Source organism: Zhengella sedimenti (assembly GCF_046506625.1).
Taxonomy (GTDB): Bacteria; Pseudomonadota; Alphaproteobacteria; order Rhizobiales; family Rhizobiaceae; genus Zhengella; species Zhengella sedimenti.
Genome location: NZ_JBKFFP010000001.1, coordinates 827,498 through 843,227, shown reverse-complemented (window position 1 = coordinate 843,227; position 15,730 = coordinate 827,498). Strand labels below are relative to the sequence as shown.

15 protein-coding genes are annotated in these 15,730 nt (G+C 65.8%); 10 read left to right on the top strand and 5 right to left on the bottom strand.

Translation table 11 applies throughout. The features are described from left to right. Positions 1–51 precede the first annotated feature (51 nt). From efp to ACLB6G_RS04180, 5 genes are all read left to right on the top strand, one after another. Positions 52–615 carry an elongation factor P gene (gene efp / locus ACLB6G_RS04200; RefSeq protein WP_410354849.1) on the top strand — a complete coding sequence of 188 codons (564 nt, stop codon included), beginning with the start codon at positions 52–54 and terminating at the stop codon, positions 613–615. Between the two features lie 40 nt (positions 616–655). Further along, positions 656–1,447 (top strand): inositol monophosphatase family protein, encoded by a 792-nt coding sequence (locus ACLB6G_RS04195; RefSeq protein WP_410354848.1) that lies wholly within the window; start codon positions 656–658, stop codon positions 1,445–1,447. A 93-nt stretch (positions 1,448–1,540) separates the two neighbouring features. Continuing rightward, positions 1,541–2,548, top strand: coding sequence for a MotA/TolQ/ExbB proton channel family protein (locus tag ACLB6G_RS04190; protein WP_410354847.1), 1,008 nt, complete (start codon positions 1,541–1,543; stop codon positions 2,546–2,548). A gap of 1 nt (position 2,549) precedes the next feature. Beyond that, the gene (locus ACLB6G_RS04185) at positions 2,550–3,581 is read left to right on the top strand and encodes a peptidoglycan -binding protein (protein ID WP_410354846.1); all 1,032 of its coding nucleotides are present in this window, start codon (positions 2,550–2,552) and stop codon (positions 3,579–3,581) included. Between the two features lie 95 nt (positions 3,582–3,676). Further along, on the top strand, positions 3,677–5,008 hold the full coding sequence (locus tag ACLB6G_RS04180) for a mechanosensitive ion channel domain-containing protein (protein ID WP_410354845.1): 1,332 nt from the start codon (positions 3,677–3,679) through the stop codon (positions 5,006–5,008). A gap of 52 nt (positions 5,009–5,060) precedes the next feature. Here the strand turns inward: ACLB6G_RS04180 and ACLB6G_RS04175 are convergent, their stop codons facing one another. Together ACLB6G_RS04175 and ACLB6G_RS04170 are read right to left on the bottom strand one after the other, a co-directional pair. Continuing rightward, positions 5,061–6,362, bottom strand: a complete 1,302-nt coding sequence (locus ACLB6G_RS04175; protein ID WP_410354844.1) for a leucine-rich repeat domain-containing protein — start codon at positions 6,360–6,362, stop codon at positions 5,061–5,063. A 62-nt stretch (positions 6,363–6,424) separates the two neighbouring features. After that, entirely contained in the window at positions 6,425–7,627 is a 1,203-nt protein-coding gene (locus tag ACLB6G_RS04170; protein ID WP_410354843.1) for a TMEM43 family protein, read from the bottom strand. Positions 7,628–7,852: 225 nt separating this feature from the next. Here ACLB6G_RS04170 and ACLB6G_RS04165 point away from each other — a divergent pair, with 225 nt between their 5' ends. Beyond that, positions 7,853–9,499 (top strand): FAD-binding dehydrogenase, encoded by a 1,647-nt coding sequence (locus ACLB6G_RS04165; protein WP_410354842.1) that lies wholly within the window; start codon positions 7,853–7,855, stop codon positions 9,497–9,499. 2 nt (positions 9,500–9,501) lie between these two features. Here the strand turns inward: ACLB6G_RS04165 and ACLB6G_RS04160 are convergent, their stop codons facing one another. Further along, positions 9,502–11,307 carry an ABC transporter transmembrane domain-containing protein gene (locus tag ACLB6G_RS04160; RefSeq protein ID WP_410354841.1) on the bottom strand — a complete coding sequence of 602 codons (1,806 nt, stop codon included), beginning with the start codon at positions 11,305–11,307 and terminating at the stop codon, positions 9,502–9,504. A gap of 230 nt (positions 11,308–11,537) precedes the next feature. On the opposite strand from ACLB6G_RS04160, the gene rpmE reads away from it, so the two are divergent. Continuing rightward, positions 11,538–11,759: a 50S ribosomal protein L31 gene (gene rpmE / locus ACLB6G_RS04155; protein WP_410354840.1), complete on the top strand. Its 222-nt coding sequence runs from the start codon at positions 11,538–11,540 to the stop codon at positions 11,757–11,759. A gap of 193 nt (positions 11,760–11,952) precedes the next feature. After that, complete coding sequence (locus ACLB6G_RS04150) at positions 11,953–12,519, top strand: acyltransferase (protein ID WP_410354839.1); 567 nt, start codon at positions 11,953–11,955, stop codon at positions 12,517–12,519. 15 nt (positions 12,520–12,534) lie between these two features. Here the strand turns inward: ACLB6G_RS04150 and ACLB6G_RS04145 are convergent, their stop codons facing one another. Further along, positions 12,535–13,284 carry a YebC/PmpR family DNA-binding transcriptional regulator gene (locus tag ACLB6G_RS04145; RefSeq protein ID WP_410354838.1) on the bottom strand — a complete coding sequence of 250 codons (750 nt, stop codon included), beginning with the start codon at positions 13,282–13,284 and terminating at the stop codon, positions 12,535–12,537. Between the two features lie 120 nt (positions 13,285–13,404). Here ACLB6G_RS04145 and ACLB6G_RS04140 point away from each other — a divergent pair, with 120 nt between their 5' ends. Beyond that, entirely contained in the window at positions 13,405–13,875 is a 471-nt protein-coding gene (locus ACLB6G_RS04140; RefSeq protein WP_410354837.1) for a GFA family protein, read from the top strand. A 121-nt stretch (positions 13,876–13,996) separates the two neighbouring features. Further along, complete coding sequence (locus ACLB6G_RS04135; RefSeq protein WP_410354836.1) at positions 13,997–14,863, top strand: MBL fold metallo-hydrolase; 867 nt, start codon at positions 13,997–13,999, stop codon at positions 14,861–14,863. Between the two features lie 6 nt (positions 14,864–14,869). On the opposite strand, the gene ACLB6G_RS04130 is transcribed toward ACLB6G_RS04135, so the two are convergent. Then, on the bottom strand, positions 14,870–15,691 hold the full coding sequence (locus ACLB6G_RS04130) for a TIGR00282 family metallophosphoesterase (RefSeq protein ID WP_410354835.1): 822 nt from the start codon (positions 15,689–15,691) through the stop codon (positions 14,870–14,872). Positions 15,692–15,730: the final 39 nt, after the last annotated feature.

Sequence of the window (15,730 nt, the reverse complement as noted above, 5' to 3'; positions counted from 1 at the left end):
CCCCGCGGCGGCGGCGCTGGCGGAAACCGGCAAGCAACGGAAACGGACATCATGAAGATCAACGGCAACGAAATCCGCCCCGGCAACGTGATCGAGCACAATGGAGGCCTCTGGGTCGCGGTGAAGACCAACGCGGTCAAGCCCGGCAAGGGCGGCGCCTTCAACCAGGTCGAACTGAAGAACCTCATCGACGGCACCAAGCTCAACGAGCGTTTCCGCGCCTCCGAGACGGTGGAGAAGGTGCGCCTTGAGCAGAAGGATTTCTCCTATCTCTACGAGGAAGGCGAAATGCTGGTCTTCATGGATCAGGAAAACTACGAGCAGCTTGAACTGCAGAAGGATTTCGTCGGCGACCGCGCCGCCTTCCTGCAGGAAGGCATGATCGTCACGGTCGAACTCTACGAGGAAAAGCCCATCGGCATCTCCCTGCCGAGCCAGGTGACGCTGACGATCTCGCAGGCCGATCCGGTGGTCAAGGGCCAGACGGCGGCGTCCTCCTACAAGCCGGCGGTGCTGGAGAACGGCGTCCGCGTCATGGTTCCGCCCTTCATCGAATCGGGCGAGCGCATCATCGTCGATACCGACGAGATCACCTATGTCCGCCGCGCCGACTGACGCGCGCGGCTGACCGGACCGGAAGACAGGAACGAACCGAATGGCGCGCTCAGCGATCCTCAATGTCATGGTGCAGACGGCGCTGAAGGCCGGGCGCTCGCTCGTGCGCGATTTCGGCGAGGTGGAAAACCTCCAGGTCTCGCGCAAGGGACCGGGCAATTACGTCAGCCAGGCCGACCGGAAGGCGGAAGAGATCGTCTACCAGGAATTGTCGCGCGCACGGCCCGGTTATTCCTTCCTGATGGAAGAGCGCGGCGAGGTGGAAGGCCATGACGGCCAGCATCGCTGGATCGTCGATCCGCTCGACGGAACGACCAATTTCCTCCATGCCATCCCGGTTTTCGCCATATCCATCGCCCTGGAGCGCCAGGGCCAGATCGTCGCGGCCGTGGTCTACAACCCGGTCATGGACGAACTCTATACTGCCGAACGCGGCGGCGGCGCCTTCTTCAACGACCGCCGCATCCGCGTCGCCGCGCGCTCCAGTCTGGCCGACGCGGTGATCTGCACCGGCATTCCGCATCTTGGCCGCGGCCACCACGGCAATGCGCTGCTGCAATTGCGCAACGTCATGGGCGAATGCGCCGGCATCCGCCGCACCGGCTGCGCCTCGATCGACCTGGCCTGGGTCGCCTCCGGCCGGTTCGACGGCTTCTGGGAAGACGGCCTCGACCCGTGGGACGTGGCGGCCGGCATGCTGCTCGTGCGCGAGGCCGGCGGCTTCGTCTCCGACGGCAAGGGCGGGCAGGACATGCTCGACAGCGCTTCCGTCGTTGCCGGCAACGAGGACATCCACCGCCGCTTGCTGGCAACGCTGGCAAAACCCGTCTGAGTTGCCGTTCGCCTTCTTTTCATTGCGTCATAATTCCGATTAAAGTCGCCTTTAACCGGGGCACGACGCGAATCGGGAAAGGTGGGATCAGGCATGGCCATGGAAGAAGCGAGCGGCGCGCAGCAAAGCGTCTACGATCCGGAGCGCTTGTCCTCGCCGCAGGTCTTCCTGCTCTCCATGATCGTCTTCCTGGCGCTGGCCGGATTTGTCGCAGCCATCCTCTTCCGCCAGATATCCTCGGCCTTTGCCACCAATCCCGGTCTGAACGGGCTGATCCTCGGCGTGCTGGCGGTCGGCATCCTGCTCGCCTTCATGCAGGTCATCCGCCTGTTCCGGGAGGTCCGCTGGGTCAATTCATTCCGCCAGGGCGAGAGCGCGAAGGACCCGGTCCTGCTGGCTCCCATGCAGGCCCTGCTCTCGCGCAATACCGCCACGTCGCTGTCGACCAGCTCGATGCGTTCGATCCTCGATTCCATCGCCACGCGCCTCGACGAGAGCCGCGACATCTCGCGCTACCTGATCGGCCTGCTGGTCTTTCTCGGCCTGCTCGGCACCTTCTGGGGCCTGCTCCAGACCATCGGTTCCATCGGCGACACCATCCAGTCGCTGGATCCCGGCACGGGTGACGCCAACGACACGCTCAACGCGCTGAAATCCGGCCTCGCGCGGCCGCTCGACGGCATGGGCACGGCCTTTTCCTCTTCGCTGTTCGGCCTCGCCGGTTCGCTGGTGCTCGGCTTCCTCGACCTGCAGGCCGGCCGCGCGCAAAACCGTTTCTACACCGAACTGGAAAACTGGCTGTCCTCGGTCACCGATGTCGGCTCCGACCTTTCGGCTGCCATGCGTTCGCCCGGTTCCTCCGACGAGATCCGCGAAATGGCGGAAAGCCTGCGCCGCCTGCAGGAGGCCGGCGGCTCCTCCCAGCGCGTCACCGCCGCCATGGCCAACCTCGCCGAGGGCGTGGCCGGACTCGTCAAGTCGATGCGTTCCGAGCAGCAGATGATGCGCGACTGGGTGGAAGCCCAGGCGAGCGAGCAGAAGGCCATGCACCAGACCCTCCAGCGCGTGGCAAGGGCGCTGGAAAAAGACGGGGAAGGCTGACATGGCGCTTGCGCGCAACCGGCGCCGCGAACGCGGCGTGGATTACTGGCCCGGCTTCGTCGACGCCCTGTCGACGCTCCTCCTTGCCATCATGTTCCTGCTCTCGGTCTTCGTGCTCGCGCAATTCCTGCTGAGCCAAGAGATCTCCGGCAAGGATGAGGTCCTCAACCGGCTCAATTCGCAGATCAACGAGTTGACGCGCCTGCTGTCGCTGGAGCAGAGCAACAGCCAGGACCTCAACGACCAGCTCGCCAGCCTGCAGGCGTCCCTCCAGGTCGCGGAATCGGAAAAGTCGCGCCTTGAGGAGCTTCTGGCCAGCGGCGCCGGTGCCGCCGGTGAAGCCCGCCAGCGGGTAGGGGAGCTGTCCGGCCAGCTTGACGAGCAGCGCGAGATCAGCCAACGGGCGCTCAGCCAGGTGGAAATCCTCAACCAGCAGATTTCCGCCCTGCGCCGCCAGATCGCCGCGCTGGAGGACGCGCTGGAAGTTTCCGAGCAGCGCGACCGCGAAAGCAATGCCAAGATCGCCGACCTTGGCCGCCGCCTCAACGTCGCCCTGGCCCAGCGCGTCCAGGAGCTCAACCGCTACCGCTCGGATTTCTTCGGCCGCCTGCGGGAGATCCTGTCCGACCGAGAGAACATCCGCATTGTCGGCGACCGCTTCGTGTTCCAGTCGGAAGTCCTGTTTGCCTCCGGCGGCGACCAGATCAACGAAGCCGGCCAGGACGAGATGGCCAAGCTGGCCGATGCCCTTCTCGACCTTGCCCGCGAGATACCGCCCGAGATCAACTGGGTGCTGCGCGTCGACGGCCATACCGACAATGTGCCGCTGTCAGGCGCGGGCCGTTTCCGCGACAACTGGGAACTGTCGGCCCAGCGCGCCATCTCGGTGGTGAAGTTCCTCGTCGACCAGGGCGTTCCGGCCGACCGCCTGGTCGCCGCCGGGTTCGGCGAGTACCAGCCGCTCGACACCGCCGACACGCCGGAAGCGCGCGCGCGAAACCGCCGCATCGAGCTCAAGCTCACCGAGCGCTGACACGACCATCTCCGGCGATCCCGGCTGGACATTCGCTGCCGCGCCCGCTTCAATGAACGGGGGCCAGACCGAGGGACCGGGGGACATTTCCATCCATGACCGTGCGACCGCTCATCGCCATTTGCCTGCTCGTGCTCGCGCTCGCAGCCCCCGCCAAGGCCCAGGACGGCACCGCCGAACCGGCCGGCCCCATCGCCACCCGGACGGACGCGGATTCCGACCGCGCCATCGACCGCCGCATCGAGGAAATCCTGTCGCAGCTTGAAGGGCTTGGCGACGTCTTCGCCCAGGTCCGGTCCGGCGTCGTGACGCTGCGCGGCCAGGTCGCCGAGCCGCAACTGGCCGTCGAGGCCGAAAGGCTCGCCGGACGCGTGGAAGGCGTTGTCGCGATCCGCAACCAGATCCGCGAGGTCTCGTCGGTCAGCAAGCGCATCGTTCCCGCCTGGGAGCGCATCCGCAACCGCACGCTGCAGATCGTCAACCAGTTGCCGATGCTCGGCCTGTCGGTCATCGTTTTCGCGGTCATTGCCTCCGCCGGGCTCTGGATTGCAGGCCGCCGCTGGCCTTTCTCGCACCTTGCGCCCAATTCCTTCATCGCCGACCTCCTGCGCCAGATCGTGCGCCTCGCCTTCATCGGCCTCGGCCTGGTCGTCGCCCTCGATGTCCTGGGGGCAACCGCCGTGCTGGGCACCATCCTCGGCGCCGCCGGAATTGTCGGCCTGGCGGTCGGTTTCGCCGTGCGCGACACGGTGGAAAACTACATCGCCTCCATTCTCCTGTCGGTGCGCCAGCCCTTCCGGCCCAATGACTGGGTGGAGATCGGCGGCAAGGAAGGGTCGGTCCTGATGCTGACATCGCGCGCCACGATCCTCATCGACGCCGACGGCAATCACATCCGCATTCCCAATTCCGATGTCTTCAAGGGCATCGTGCACAACTACACGCGCAATCCCGAACGCCGCTTTTCCTTCCGGCTGGGCATCGATCCGGCCGCGGACCTGACGCTGGCGCGCGAAACCGGCATCCGCACGCTTGCCGCCCTGCCCTTCACGCTCGACGATCCCGGCGCCGATGCCTGGATCGAGGATGTCGGCGATTTCGCCATCACCATCCAGTACGCAGCCTGGGTGAACCAGACCGAAACCGGGTTCCTGCAAGCGCGCAGCGAGGCGATCCGCCTCGTCAAGCATGCGCTCGAAAGCGCCGGCATCGACCTGCCCGCTCCGGGATACCGGGTACAGATCGAACGGGAAGCGGACTCCCCGCCGGAAAGACCCGCCCGAGCGCCGGCGGAAACGGCAGCCGGGCGGCCAGAAGCGGAAACCGTGCGCGTCGACGACACGATTTCCCGCAAGATCGCCGAGGAACGGGCGCAGTCGGGACGCCAGGACCTGCTGGACGAAAGCGCCAGTCAGGAAATCGGCTGAAGCCGTTCGCTGGCGCCGCCTTTCGCATCCTGCCGGCCTGCCCGGCCCGCCGTCAGTTGAAAACGGAAAGCTTGTCCTTGGACGCATCCCGCTTCGCAAGGACGGCATCCACATCCGGTTTCTTGAGGTCCAGCTTGCGCATTGAAAGCGATCGCAATTCATCCCGGCCGACCAGCGCCTCCAGGGCGGCGAGGCTGGCTTTCGTGCCGGAAATGTCGAGCGTGCGCAGTTGTGGCATCCCGAGCGCGGCCAGACCGGCATCGGTGATCGCCGTATCGGAGACCTGAAGGAATTTCACATCCGGCAGGCCGGCAATCGCCTTGAAGCCCTCGTCGGTGACCTGCGTGGCGTTCATCGTCAGGGAATCGAGTGTCTTCAGCGCGGCGACCTGCTTCGCCACCCCGTCGCCGGAACGGGTGTCGGCAATGTTGAGCCGGGTGAGAACCGGAAAAGCGTCCAGCCCGGCGACGGTCGCGTCACTGAGCAAGGTCTTTTGCAGCGAAAGCCGTTCCAGCGAACCGGCCTTGGCAAGCGCCGCGAGGCCGGAGCCGTTGACCAGGGTCTCATCCAGAGAGAGGTCGGTCAGGCCGGGCAGCGAGCCAAGCGCGGCGAGACCGGCGTCGGTGATGGTGTCGACACGGTTGAGCCGCAATTCTTCAAGCGCCGCATGGCCGGCGAAGGCCTCCAGCACGCTGTCGTCGGCATAGGTCTCGCCGATATCGAGCTTTCGCAGCCGTTTCAGCTTCGCCAGTTCCTTCAATCCCGCGGGGGTCACGCCGCGCGCCCGCGTGATCTGCAATTCCTCCAGCTGCGCCATCGTGGCCAGTGCCGCCAGCCCCTTGTCCCCCACCGAAACGTCGTAGAGTTTCAATATCCGGATCGAGCGCGACTTCGCCAGCGCGGCGATCCCATCCGGCGAAATGCCGCGCGCCGAGGACAGGCTGAGATCCTGCAACGCCTCCATCCGGCCGAGCATGGCCGCGCCGTCGTCTCCGACATGCAGCGAGTTCAGGCTCAGCCTTTCCAGCGATGGCATCGTGCCGAGATGCGCGATGATGGCGGGCGTCAGTTCGTGGCGGCCGCCGAGGTCGAGCGATTTCAGCTTCGGCAGTCCGGCCATGAGCGCGATGTCGTTGTCCTCGACGCGGATCTCCCAGGGCAGCGAGAAATAGGTCATCTTCACCACGTTCTGCGGCGTGGCCTCCTGGTTGGATATCTTCACGCCCAGCGCGTTGAGCCTGGCCACCAGCGCATCGATGTCGAGCGCGCGCGCCGGAAGGGCGCCCGCTGCGGCGATGATCGCGGCAAGCACGATTGAAACGGATAGACGGGAGAGCGTTCTGTCGCGTCGCATGGCAAGTCCTCTTCGATCCTGTGGTTCATGAATCAGGCCATCGGCGCCCGGCAGTCCGCGCGTCAGGAGACCGCGTCGGCGCCGGCCGCCCCATCCGCCCCGGCGGCCCTTGCCCGCCGCTTGCCAAGCATGATGAAGGCAATCGCCAGCGCGGCACCGATGGCGATGATCGACCAGCCAAGAAGCGGGCGGTACCAGACCCAGGCAAGGCCGATGGTCAGCGTCCCGATGACAGCCGTCAGGGCCATGGCCGCCAGTCCCGTGGCGAAACGGAAGACGTCGCCGATGAACGGCACCACATCGCCGAGAACCCCGACAATCGAGAAGATCATCCGGAAGCCGATCAGCATCGCGATCAGCCCGGCGATGCGCAGGCCCCATGTCAGCGCTGTGTTGGATGCCTGGGCCGCCTCGAACATGGCCGATGCCGGCTTCTCACCCGCCTCGATCATGCCGATGGCCACGCCGTTCGACGCGGTAAAGGTCCCCAGCGTGCCGCCATCGATCGTGCCGACTGCGCTCACGGTGTCGGCCGCGGACGTCTCGAAACTGATCCTCAGGTCGCCGATGCGCGGATTCGCGGGACTGGCGCCGACATAGGCCATGCCGCCGGAAAGGCGCACCGCCCGCCCGTCGTTCAGCGCCGAGGCGATGATGCCGAGGTCGCCTTCGTCAAGCGCCAGCGCGGTGTCGTTGCCAAGCCCCGCCAGCCGGTTGCCGGGGATCGTGATCTGGCCGACGGTGCCGGCCCGCGCCGCGAAACTGTTGCTTTCCACGGGCATCGGCGGATTGGCATGGCCGGCGGGCTGCTTGAAGGCCGCTGAATCGACCGGCCGCGACACCCAGCCGGGCGCGTAGGAATAGGTCGTGACCGTCTCCTCGCCGCCACCCAGCTTCTTGCGCGTTTCCGAACGGCTGGTCTCCTGCCATTGGTACATCTCCACCGTGCGCTTGAGCGCGTTGGCGTTGGCCGGAGCGCCAAGACCCGGGAAGAGCGGATCGACCGGCGCGCCCCGGATGGCGAGAGGGCCGGAGAAATGGACGAGCTGGCCGGATACCGCCGACGGTCGGGCGGGGTCTATCGACACCACGCTGCCCGCGCCCTCGCTCAGCGCCCGTGCCGTGTTGACCGCGCGGCCCTCGTTCCAGAAAAGTCCCGCAATCGCCGCGAGCAGGAGCAGGAAGCCGAAGAGGATGCCGGAGAATGCACCACCGATCCGCGAGAACCATGAACGGTTGGTGACTTCCGTGAAGTGATCGGACATGGCGAGACCTTTCCTGGTCGCGGGCCGATGGCACACCGGCCCTTCATTGTCATCATGCCGCGTTTCGCGCGCCGTTTCGATGACAACCGTCACAGGATGGCGTCTTCCCGGCGAAACCGCATACGCCAGATGGGGCATGCCGTTGACGCTGCGGCACAACGCGTCCGCCTTGCAACGCGCGCGCCGCCCGTTACTCTTTTGCGCGGATGCGGGGGAGGACACGCCGTGGACGCTGACGTGATCATCGTGGGAGCAGGCCTGGCCGGCCTCGTCGCTGCCAATGAACTGGCCGGGCGCGGCAAGCGGGTCATCCTTCTCGACCAGGAGGGTGAGCAGAATCTCGGCGGGCAGGCCTTCTGGTCGCTGGGCGGCCTGTTCATGGTCGATACGCCCGAACAGCGCCGCATGAAGATCCGCGACAGCCTGGCGCTGGCGGCGCAGGACTGGATGGGGTCGGCCGCCTTCGACCGGCCGGAAGACCACTGGCCGCGGCAATGGGCCGAGGCCTATCTCGATTTCGCCGCCGGCGAGATGCGCCCCTGGCTCGCCTCGCTCGGCATGCGCTGGTTTCCGGTCGTCGGATGGGCCGAACGCGGCGGATCGCTCGCCACCGGCCATGGCAATTCCGTGCCGCGCTTCCACATCACCTGGGGAACGGGTCCGGGCGTCGTCAAACCCTTCGAGGACCGGGTTCGTGCCCATGTTGACGCTGGTGTCGTCACCATGCGCTTCCGCCACCGCGTCAGCCGCCTCGTCACCACCAATGGCGCGGTGACCGGCGTCGCCGGCGAAATCCTCGAACCGGGCGCGGTTGCGCGCGGCGCGCGCTCATCCCGGACCGCTACGGGGGAATTCGAGCTTTCGGCCGGCGCCGTCATCGTCACCTCGGGCGGGATAGGCGGCAATCACGACCTGGTCCGCAAGGTCTGGCCGGTTGAACGGCTCGGTCCGCCGCCCCGATCCATGGTCTCCGGCGTGCCGCACCACGTCGATGGCCGCATGCTGGACATCGCGCGCACGGCGGGCGCGACAACGATCAATGACGACCGCATGTGGCACTACACCGAAGGCGTCCGCAACTGGGATCCGATCTGGCCTGACCACGGCATCCGCATCCTGCCGGGCCCCTCCTCCATGTGGTTCGATGCCAAGGGCAACCGCCTGCCCGCGCCCTGCCTGCCGGGCTTCGACACGCTCGCCACGCTGAAGCACATCCTGTCCACCGGGCACGACTGGTCCTGGTTCGTGCTCACCCAGGCCATCATCGAGAAGGAATTTGCCCTGTCGGGCTCCGAGCAGAACCCGGACTTCACCTCGGGCAAATGGATGGAAGTGATCCGCGGCCGCGTCCTGAAAAAGGGCGCGCCGGCCCCGGTGGAAGCCTTCAAGCGGCACGGTGCCGATTTCGTGGTGCGCGACACGCTGGCCGATCTTGTCACAGGCATGAATGCGCTGACGGACGAACCGCTGATCGACCATGACCGGCTGAAAGCCCAGATCGAGGCCCGCGACCGGCAACTGGACAACCCGTTTTCCAAGGATGCGCAGGTCACCGCCATCCACGGGGCCCGGGCCTATCTCGGCGACAAGCTGATCCGCACCGCCAGGCCGCATCGCATACTCGATCCGGCCAAGGGCCCGCTGATCGCGGTGAAGCTGCACATCCTGACGCGAAAGTCACTGGGCGGCCTGCACACCGATCTCGATGCGCGGGTGCTCGACGCGGCCGGCAATCCCGTGCCGGGCCTCTTTGCTGCCGGCGAGGTGGCCGGCTTCGGCGGCGGCGGCTATCACGGCTACAACGCGCTGGAAGGCACCTTCCTGGGCGGTTGCATCTTTTCCGGCCGCATCGCGGGACGGGCCGCGGGCTGAGCCTATTCGGCCGCGCGCCCGAAGGCTTCCGCCCCGCCCTCGAACTGCAGCTTGGCGAGGCGGGCATAGACGCCGCCCTGCTTCACCAGGCTTTCATGCGTGCCCTCTTCAACGATCTGGCCGCCATCCATGACGAGGATGCGGTCGGCCTTCAGAACGGTGGCGAGCCGGTGCGCGATGACCAGCGTCGTGCGCCCCTGCATGAGCTTTTCGAGCGCCTCCTGCACCAGCGTCTCGCTTTCGGCGTCCAGCGCGGAGGTTGCCTCGTCGAGCAGCAGGACCGGCGCGTCGCGCAGAATGGCGCGGGCAATGGCGATGCGCTGGCGCTGCCCGCCTGACAGCGTCACGCCACGTTCGCCCACGGGCGTGTCATAGCCCTTGTCCATCTTCGCGATGAACTCGTCGGCATGGGCGGCGCGCGCCGCCGCGACGATGGCCTCGCGGTCCGCGCCCGGCTTGCCGAAGGCGATGTTGTCTGCCACCGAACTGGCGAAGATCGTCACGTCCTGCGGTACGATGGCGATGCGCGAACGGAAGGCCTGCGGATCGACCTCGCGCAGGTCCATGCCGTCGACCAGGATCCGTCCCTCGTCGGGATCGTAATAGCGCAGAAGAAGCGAGAAGACCGTGCTCTTGCCGGCCCCCGACGGGCCAACGATGGCCACGGTCTCGCCCGGCCGCACAGACAGGGACAGGCCGGTGAGCGTGGATACGTCGCGCCGCGCCGGATAGGCGAACGAGACCTGCTCGAAGGCGACAGACCCTTCCGCGGGCTCCGGCAGCGCCTTCGGCACGGGCGGCGCGGCGATCCCGGGCTCTTCGGCCAGAAGCTCGGTCAGCCGTTCTGCCGCGCCGGCGGCCTGCGACAACTCGCCCCAGACTTCCGACAGCGCGCCCAGCGCCCCGGCCGCGAACACCGAATAGAGCAGGAACTGGCCGAGCGTGCCCGCGCTGATCGCGCCGGTCAGCACGTCGCGCGATCCGAACCACAGCACGCCCACGACCGAGGAAAAGATCGTGAAGATGGCGACGAAGGTGAGCACGGCGCGTGCCCGCGTCGAGGACCGCGCGGCGACGAAGGCCGCCTCCACGGCGCCGGCGAAGCGGCCGCGCACCATGGCTTCATTGGTGAAGGCCTGCAGCGTGCGCACCGCGCCGATCTGCTCGGAGGCATAGGCCGTGGCTTCGGCCAGCGTATCCTGCGCCAGCCGCGACTTGCGGCGCACCGAACGCCCGAAGGCGACCAGGGGCACGACGATCAGCGGAATGGCGGCGATGACGAGGCCCGAGAGCTTGGGCGAGGTATAGACCATCATGGCCAGCGCGCCGATGCCGAGCAGCGTGTTGCGCAGCGCCATCGAGGCCGTGGCGCCGACCGCCGACTTGATCTGCGTCGTGTCCGCGGTGAGCCGCGAAACGATTTCGCCCGATTGCGCGGTGTCGAAGAAGGCCGGCGACAGTCTTGTCACATGCGCGAAGACGTCGCGGCGCACGTCCGAGACGACACGCTCGCCCAGCGTGATGACGAAATAGTACCTCGCCGCCGAAGCCAGCGCCATCACGCCGGCGATGACGATGAGCATCGAGAAATATTGCGAGATGAAGTCGCTGTCGCCATCGGAAAAACCGTGGTCGATCATGCGGCGGACGGCAAGCGGCAGCGTCAGCGTGGTCACGGCGGCCAGCGTCAGCGAGAACAGCGCGCCCGCGACAAGCCCCCTGTAGTGGATCAGATAGGGCGCCAGCCGCGCCAGCGGCCTGAGAGAACGGCGTTTCTTTTCCTGCGCTTGCGCATTCTCATCCGCCATGCCCGCTCTGTCCCTTCCTTTGCCGCCTGCGCCCTGAAACCCCGAAAGAAGGAATCCGCCACGCTGCCCTTGTACTCGTTGCGGGGCTGATGTATACGCTCGCCGACCATTTTGGAAGCCGTGGCCGGACAAAGCTGCGGCTTCACAAGTTTCAATCGGGCCGGCGCGTTCGCTTACCTTGCGGGTTTCCGCACGAACGCCTGCGCCCCCGCAAGATCAGGACGAATGCGATGAAAGCCGACATCCATCCCGACTACCACATGATCAAGGTCGTCATGACCGACGGCACCGAGTACATGACCAAGTCCACCTGGGGCAAGGAAGGCGATACGATGAACCTCGATATCGACCCGACCACCCATCCGGCGTGGACCGGCGGCCACCAGAACCTGGTCGACCGCGGCGGCCGCGTGTCGCGCTTCAAGAACAAGTATGCCAACCTGGGCATCTGATTTTTCCACCTGACGGCGGAAATGGAAAACCCCGGCTCCCGCGAGCCGGGGTTTTTTCGTGCGGCGGCAACGCGAACCATTGTCCATGTCGGTAATGGGAAACGCAGTATTTGAGACTCGTTAACTCGCTTGTGGGAACACTACAGCAGGCACAAAGCCGTGGACACTGCGCTTGATCAGGCAGGTTTGACAAATGAATGGACGTCATCTGTTCAATCTGGCCAAGCCGGTGATCAAGATCATCGTTGCGGTGAATGCCGTTCTGCCGCGCTTCATGTTCTCGGCAACCTGGCCTCTTCTCGAACTCGTCCCGTGGAAGCTCGGTATCGCGCTGCGATATCTCTGGGCAAAACGGCTCGCGAAGACTTGCGGGGAAAACGTGGTCTTCGAAACCGGCGTGCGCGTGACCTACTGGGAGGAGATCGAGCTCGGCTCCAACGTCTCCATATTCGAAACCTGCTATCTCGACGCAAAGGGCGGCATAAGGATCGGCGACAATGTCTCCATTGCGCACCAGAGCTCGCTCATCAGCTTTGACTTCGATGTCAGCGATCCGGACGTCCCCATGAAATATGCGCCGATGCGCAAGCAACCCATCGAGATCGGCGACGACTGCCTGATCTTCTCGGGGGTGCGCGTTTTCGCCGGCGCGAAACTGGCACCACGGACAATCATTGCTGCCAATGCGGTCGTCCGCGCCGGCGAGTACAAGCCTGGCCTGTATGCCGGCATGCCTGCGGTCTGGAAGAAGGCTGTCTGACGTTCGTTCGTCGGCCTACGCCGCGCTGAGCTTGGCCATGGTTTCCTCGTCCATCTCGAAATTGGCGTAGACGTTCTGCACGTCGTCGTCATCCTCGAGGCGGTCGATCAGCTTCATGATGGATTCGGCGCGTTCCGCGTCCACCGGCGTCGAGGTCTGCGGCTTCCAGACCGGCTTGACCGACTCCGCCTCGCCCAGCGCCGTTTCCAGCGCGGCCGACACGTCGCCGATATCCTCGAAGGCGCAGGTGATCGTGTGGCCGCTCTCGTCGGACACCACATCCTCCGCACCCGCCTCGATGGCCGCTTCCATCACGGCGTCGGCATCGCCGGCTTCCGGCTTGTAGAAAATCTCGCCCACCCGGTCGAACATGAAGGCCACCGAGCCGGTCTCGCCCATCGCCCCGCCGGCCTTGGTGAAGGCGGCGCGCACATTGGAGGCGGTGCGGTTCCGGTTGTCGGTCAGCGCTTCCACGATGACGGCGATGCCGCCCGGTCCATAACCCTCGTAGCGCACTTCCTCGTAATTCTCGCTGTCGCCGCCCGAAGCCTTGTTGATCGCCCGCTGGATATTGTCCTTGGGCATCGATTCCGCCTTGGCGTTCTGGATCGCAAGGCGCAGGCGCGGATTCATGGCGGGATCGGGCATGCCCATCTTGGCCGCCACGGTGATCTCGCGCGCGAGCTTGGAAAAGATCTTCGACCGCGCCGCATCCTGGCGGCCCTTGCGGTGCATGATGTTCTTGAACTGGCTATGACCGGCCATGACACTCCCGTCGGAATCTGCTCGAATGACGCCTGAATGGCGTGCCTTATAATCCAAACAGGGCGCTCTAGGAAACACCCGGACCGGGATTTTCGGCCCGGAAACGAAAGGCCGGCCGGCATGAGAACTGTGAAACTGCCCAGTTTTCCCGTCGAGGGCGGCTGCCAGTGCGGCCAACTGCGTTACCGCCTGACAGCCAGGCCGCTCATGTTCTACCTGTGCCATTGTACCGAATGCCAGCGCCACACGTCCTCGGCCTTCGGCGAAAGCCTGCGCTGCCGCAGTGCCGACGTCGAATTTTCCGGCCCTCGCCGGACGGTCACGCGCATCGCCGAATCCGGCCGCATCCGCGAGGGTGTCTTCTGCCCGGACTGCGGCGTGCGCGTCTGGCACGGCTCCAGGGGCGTGGACATCGGCAACATCAAGGCCGGCACCCTGGACGACACCTCCTGGCTCGTTCCCGCCGGCCACATCTGGACCCGGTCGAAACAGCCCTTCATCGTGATCGCGGACGATGAACTGTCCTGGCCGCAGCAGCCCGGCGACGGCTACGAGGCCATCCGCAAACGATGGGAGGAAATGACTGCCTGAACGTCGCACGGCCCTGTCTTGCAACCGATCACGCGGGCGTGATCGCTCCGGCCTTGCCGGCCGGCCCTCCCCGGCCTAGCCTTTTTGAAGCCGGGGAAATCAACCAGCCGGGGAACAAGACATGCGTGCCTTGACCTGCCTTTCCTTCGACAGCCCGCGCCGGACCTTCATGGCCGCCGCCCTTGCCGCGCTCGCCGCCATCGCCATGCCCGGCCTGGCGCGTGCCCAGTCCTCGCCGGCACCGTCCAAGTGCATGGTCATCGCCAACGACCTGCGCCAGCAGGACGGGCTCGTGCGCTACGCCTCGCTCACGCCTTCCTGGCCCGTGCAATACGAACCCGGCAAGGTGAAAATCACCTATGCGGGTCATTCCACCTATGTCATCGAGACACCGGGCGGCGTGCGGGCAGCGACCGACTTTTCCGGCTATCACGGCTACGATCCGCTGCCGCGCGTCGTCACCATGAACCGGGCGCACTCGACCCACTACACGATGAACCCCGATCCCGGCATCGAATATGTCCTGCCGGGCTGGAACACCGATGGCGACGGGCCGGCCGAGCACCGCGTCGTGGTCGACGATCTGTATGTCCGCAACGTGCCGACCGACATCCGCATGGGCGACTACATGATGAAGGACGGCAATTCGATCTTCATCTTCGAGGTCGCGGATCTGTGCATCGGCCATCTGGGCCATCTTCACCACGACCTGACCGACGCCCACTATGCCGCGATCGGCAGGCTCGACATTCTCATGGTGCCCGTGGATGGCGGTCTCACCCTCTCCCATGACGCCATGGCCGAGATCGTGCGGCGCCTGCAAAGCTCCATCGTCCTGCCCATGCACCGCCGCTACACGACCATCGAGCGCTTCCTGTCGCGTGTGCGCGGCGATTTCGCGGTGGAATTCCGCGATACCGAATCGATAACGGTCTCCATCCGCGACTTGCCGCGCCAGGCGACCATCATCGTGCTCAAGGGCGTGTGAAACGGCCTACCAGAAGTCCGGCACGGTCTCGGCCAGCCGCGGCCCGATCCTGAGCGGCGCGATCCGTTCGCAAAGCCCGGTGCTGTCGGAAATGTCGAGCCCGACGCCGCAGATCGTCGCCGGTCCGTTGGCGGCCTCGAAGCGGCCCTTCGGCACCTTGGAGAGAAACCGGTTGAGCGGCTCCTCCTTGTCCATGCCGAGGGAGGAATCGTAATCACCGCACATGCCCGCATCCGACATGTAGCCGGTGCCATTGGCAAGGATCTGGTGATCGGCGGTCGGGCAATGGGTATGCGTGCCGACGACGAGGCTGGCCCGCCCGTCGACGAAATGGCCGAAACACATCTTTTCGCTGGTGGCCTCGGCATGGAAGTCGAACACGACCGCATCGGCCTGCTCGCCGAGCGGGCAATGTTCGAGCACCTGCGCGCCGGCATTGAACGGGTCGTCGAGTTCGGGATGCATGAAGACCCGGCCCATCACGTTGGCGACGAGCACGCGCGCGCCGTTGCGCGCCTCGTAGAGCCCGGTTCCGCGCCCCGGCGTGCCGAGCGGATAGTTGACGGGTCGCAGGAAACGGTCCTCGCGCGAAGCGAATGCGAGCGCCTCGCGCTGGTCCCAGACATGGTTGCCCGTGGTCACCACATCGGCGCCTGCCTCGATCGTCTGGCGGAAGATATCCTCGGTGATCCCGAAACCGCCGGCGGCATTCTCGCCATTGACGATCACGAAATCGAGACGGAAATCGGAAATGAGGCCGGGCAAGCGGTCCCAGACCGCCGTGCGGCCGGTCCGGCCCACCATGTCACCTAGAAACAGCAATCTCATGGCTGGCCATTATCAGGGCAGGACAAGCAGGCGCAAGCG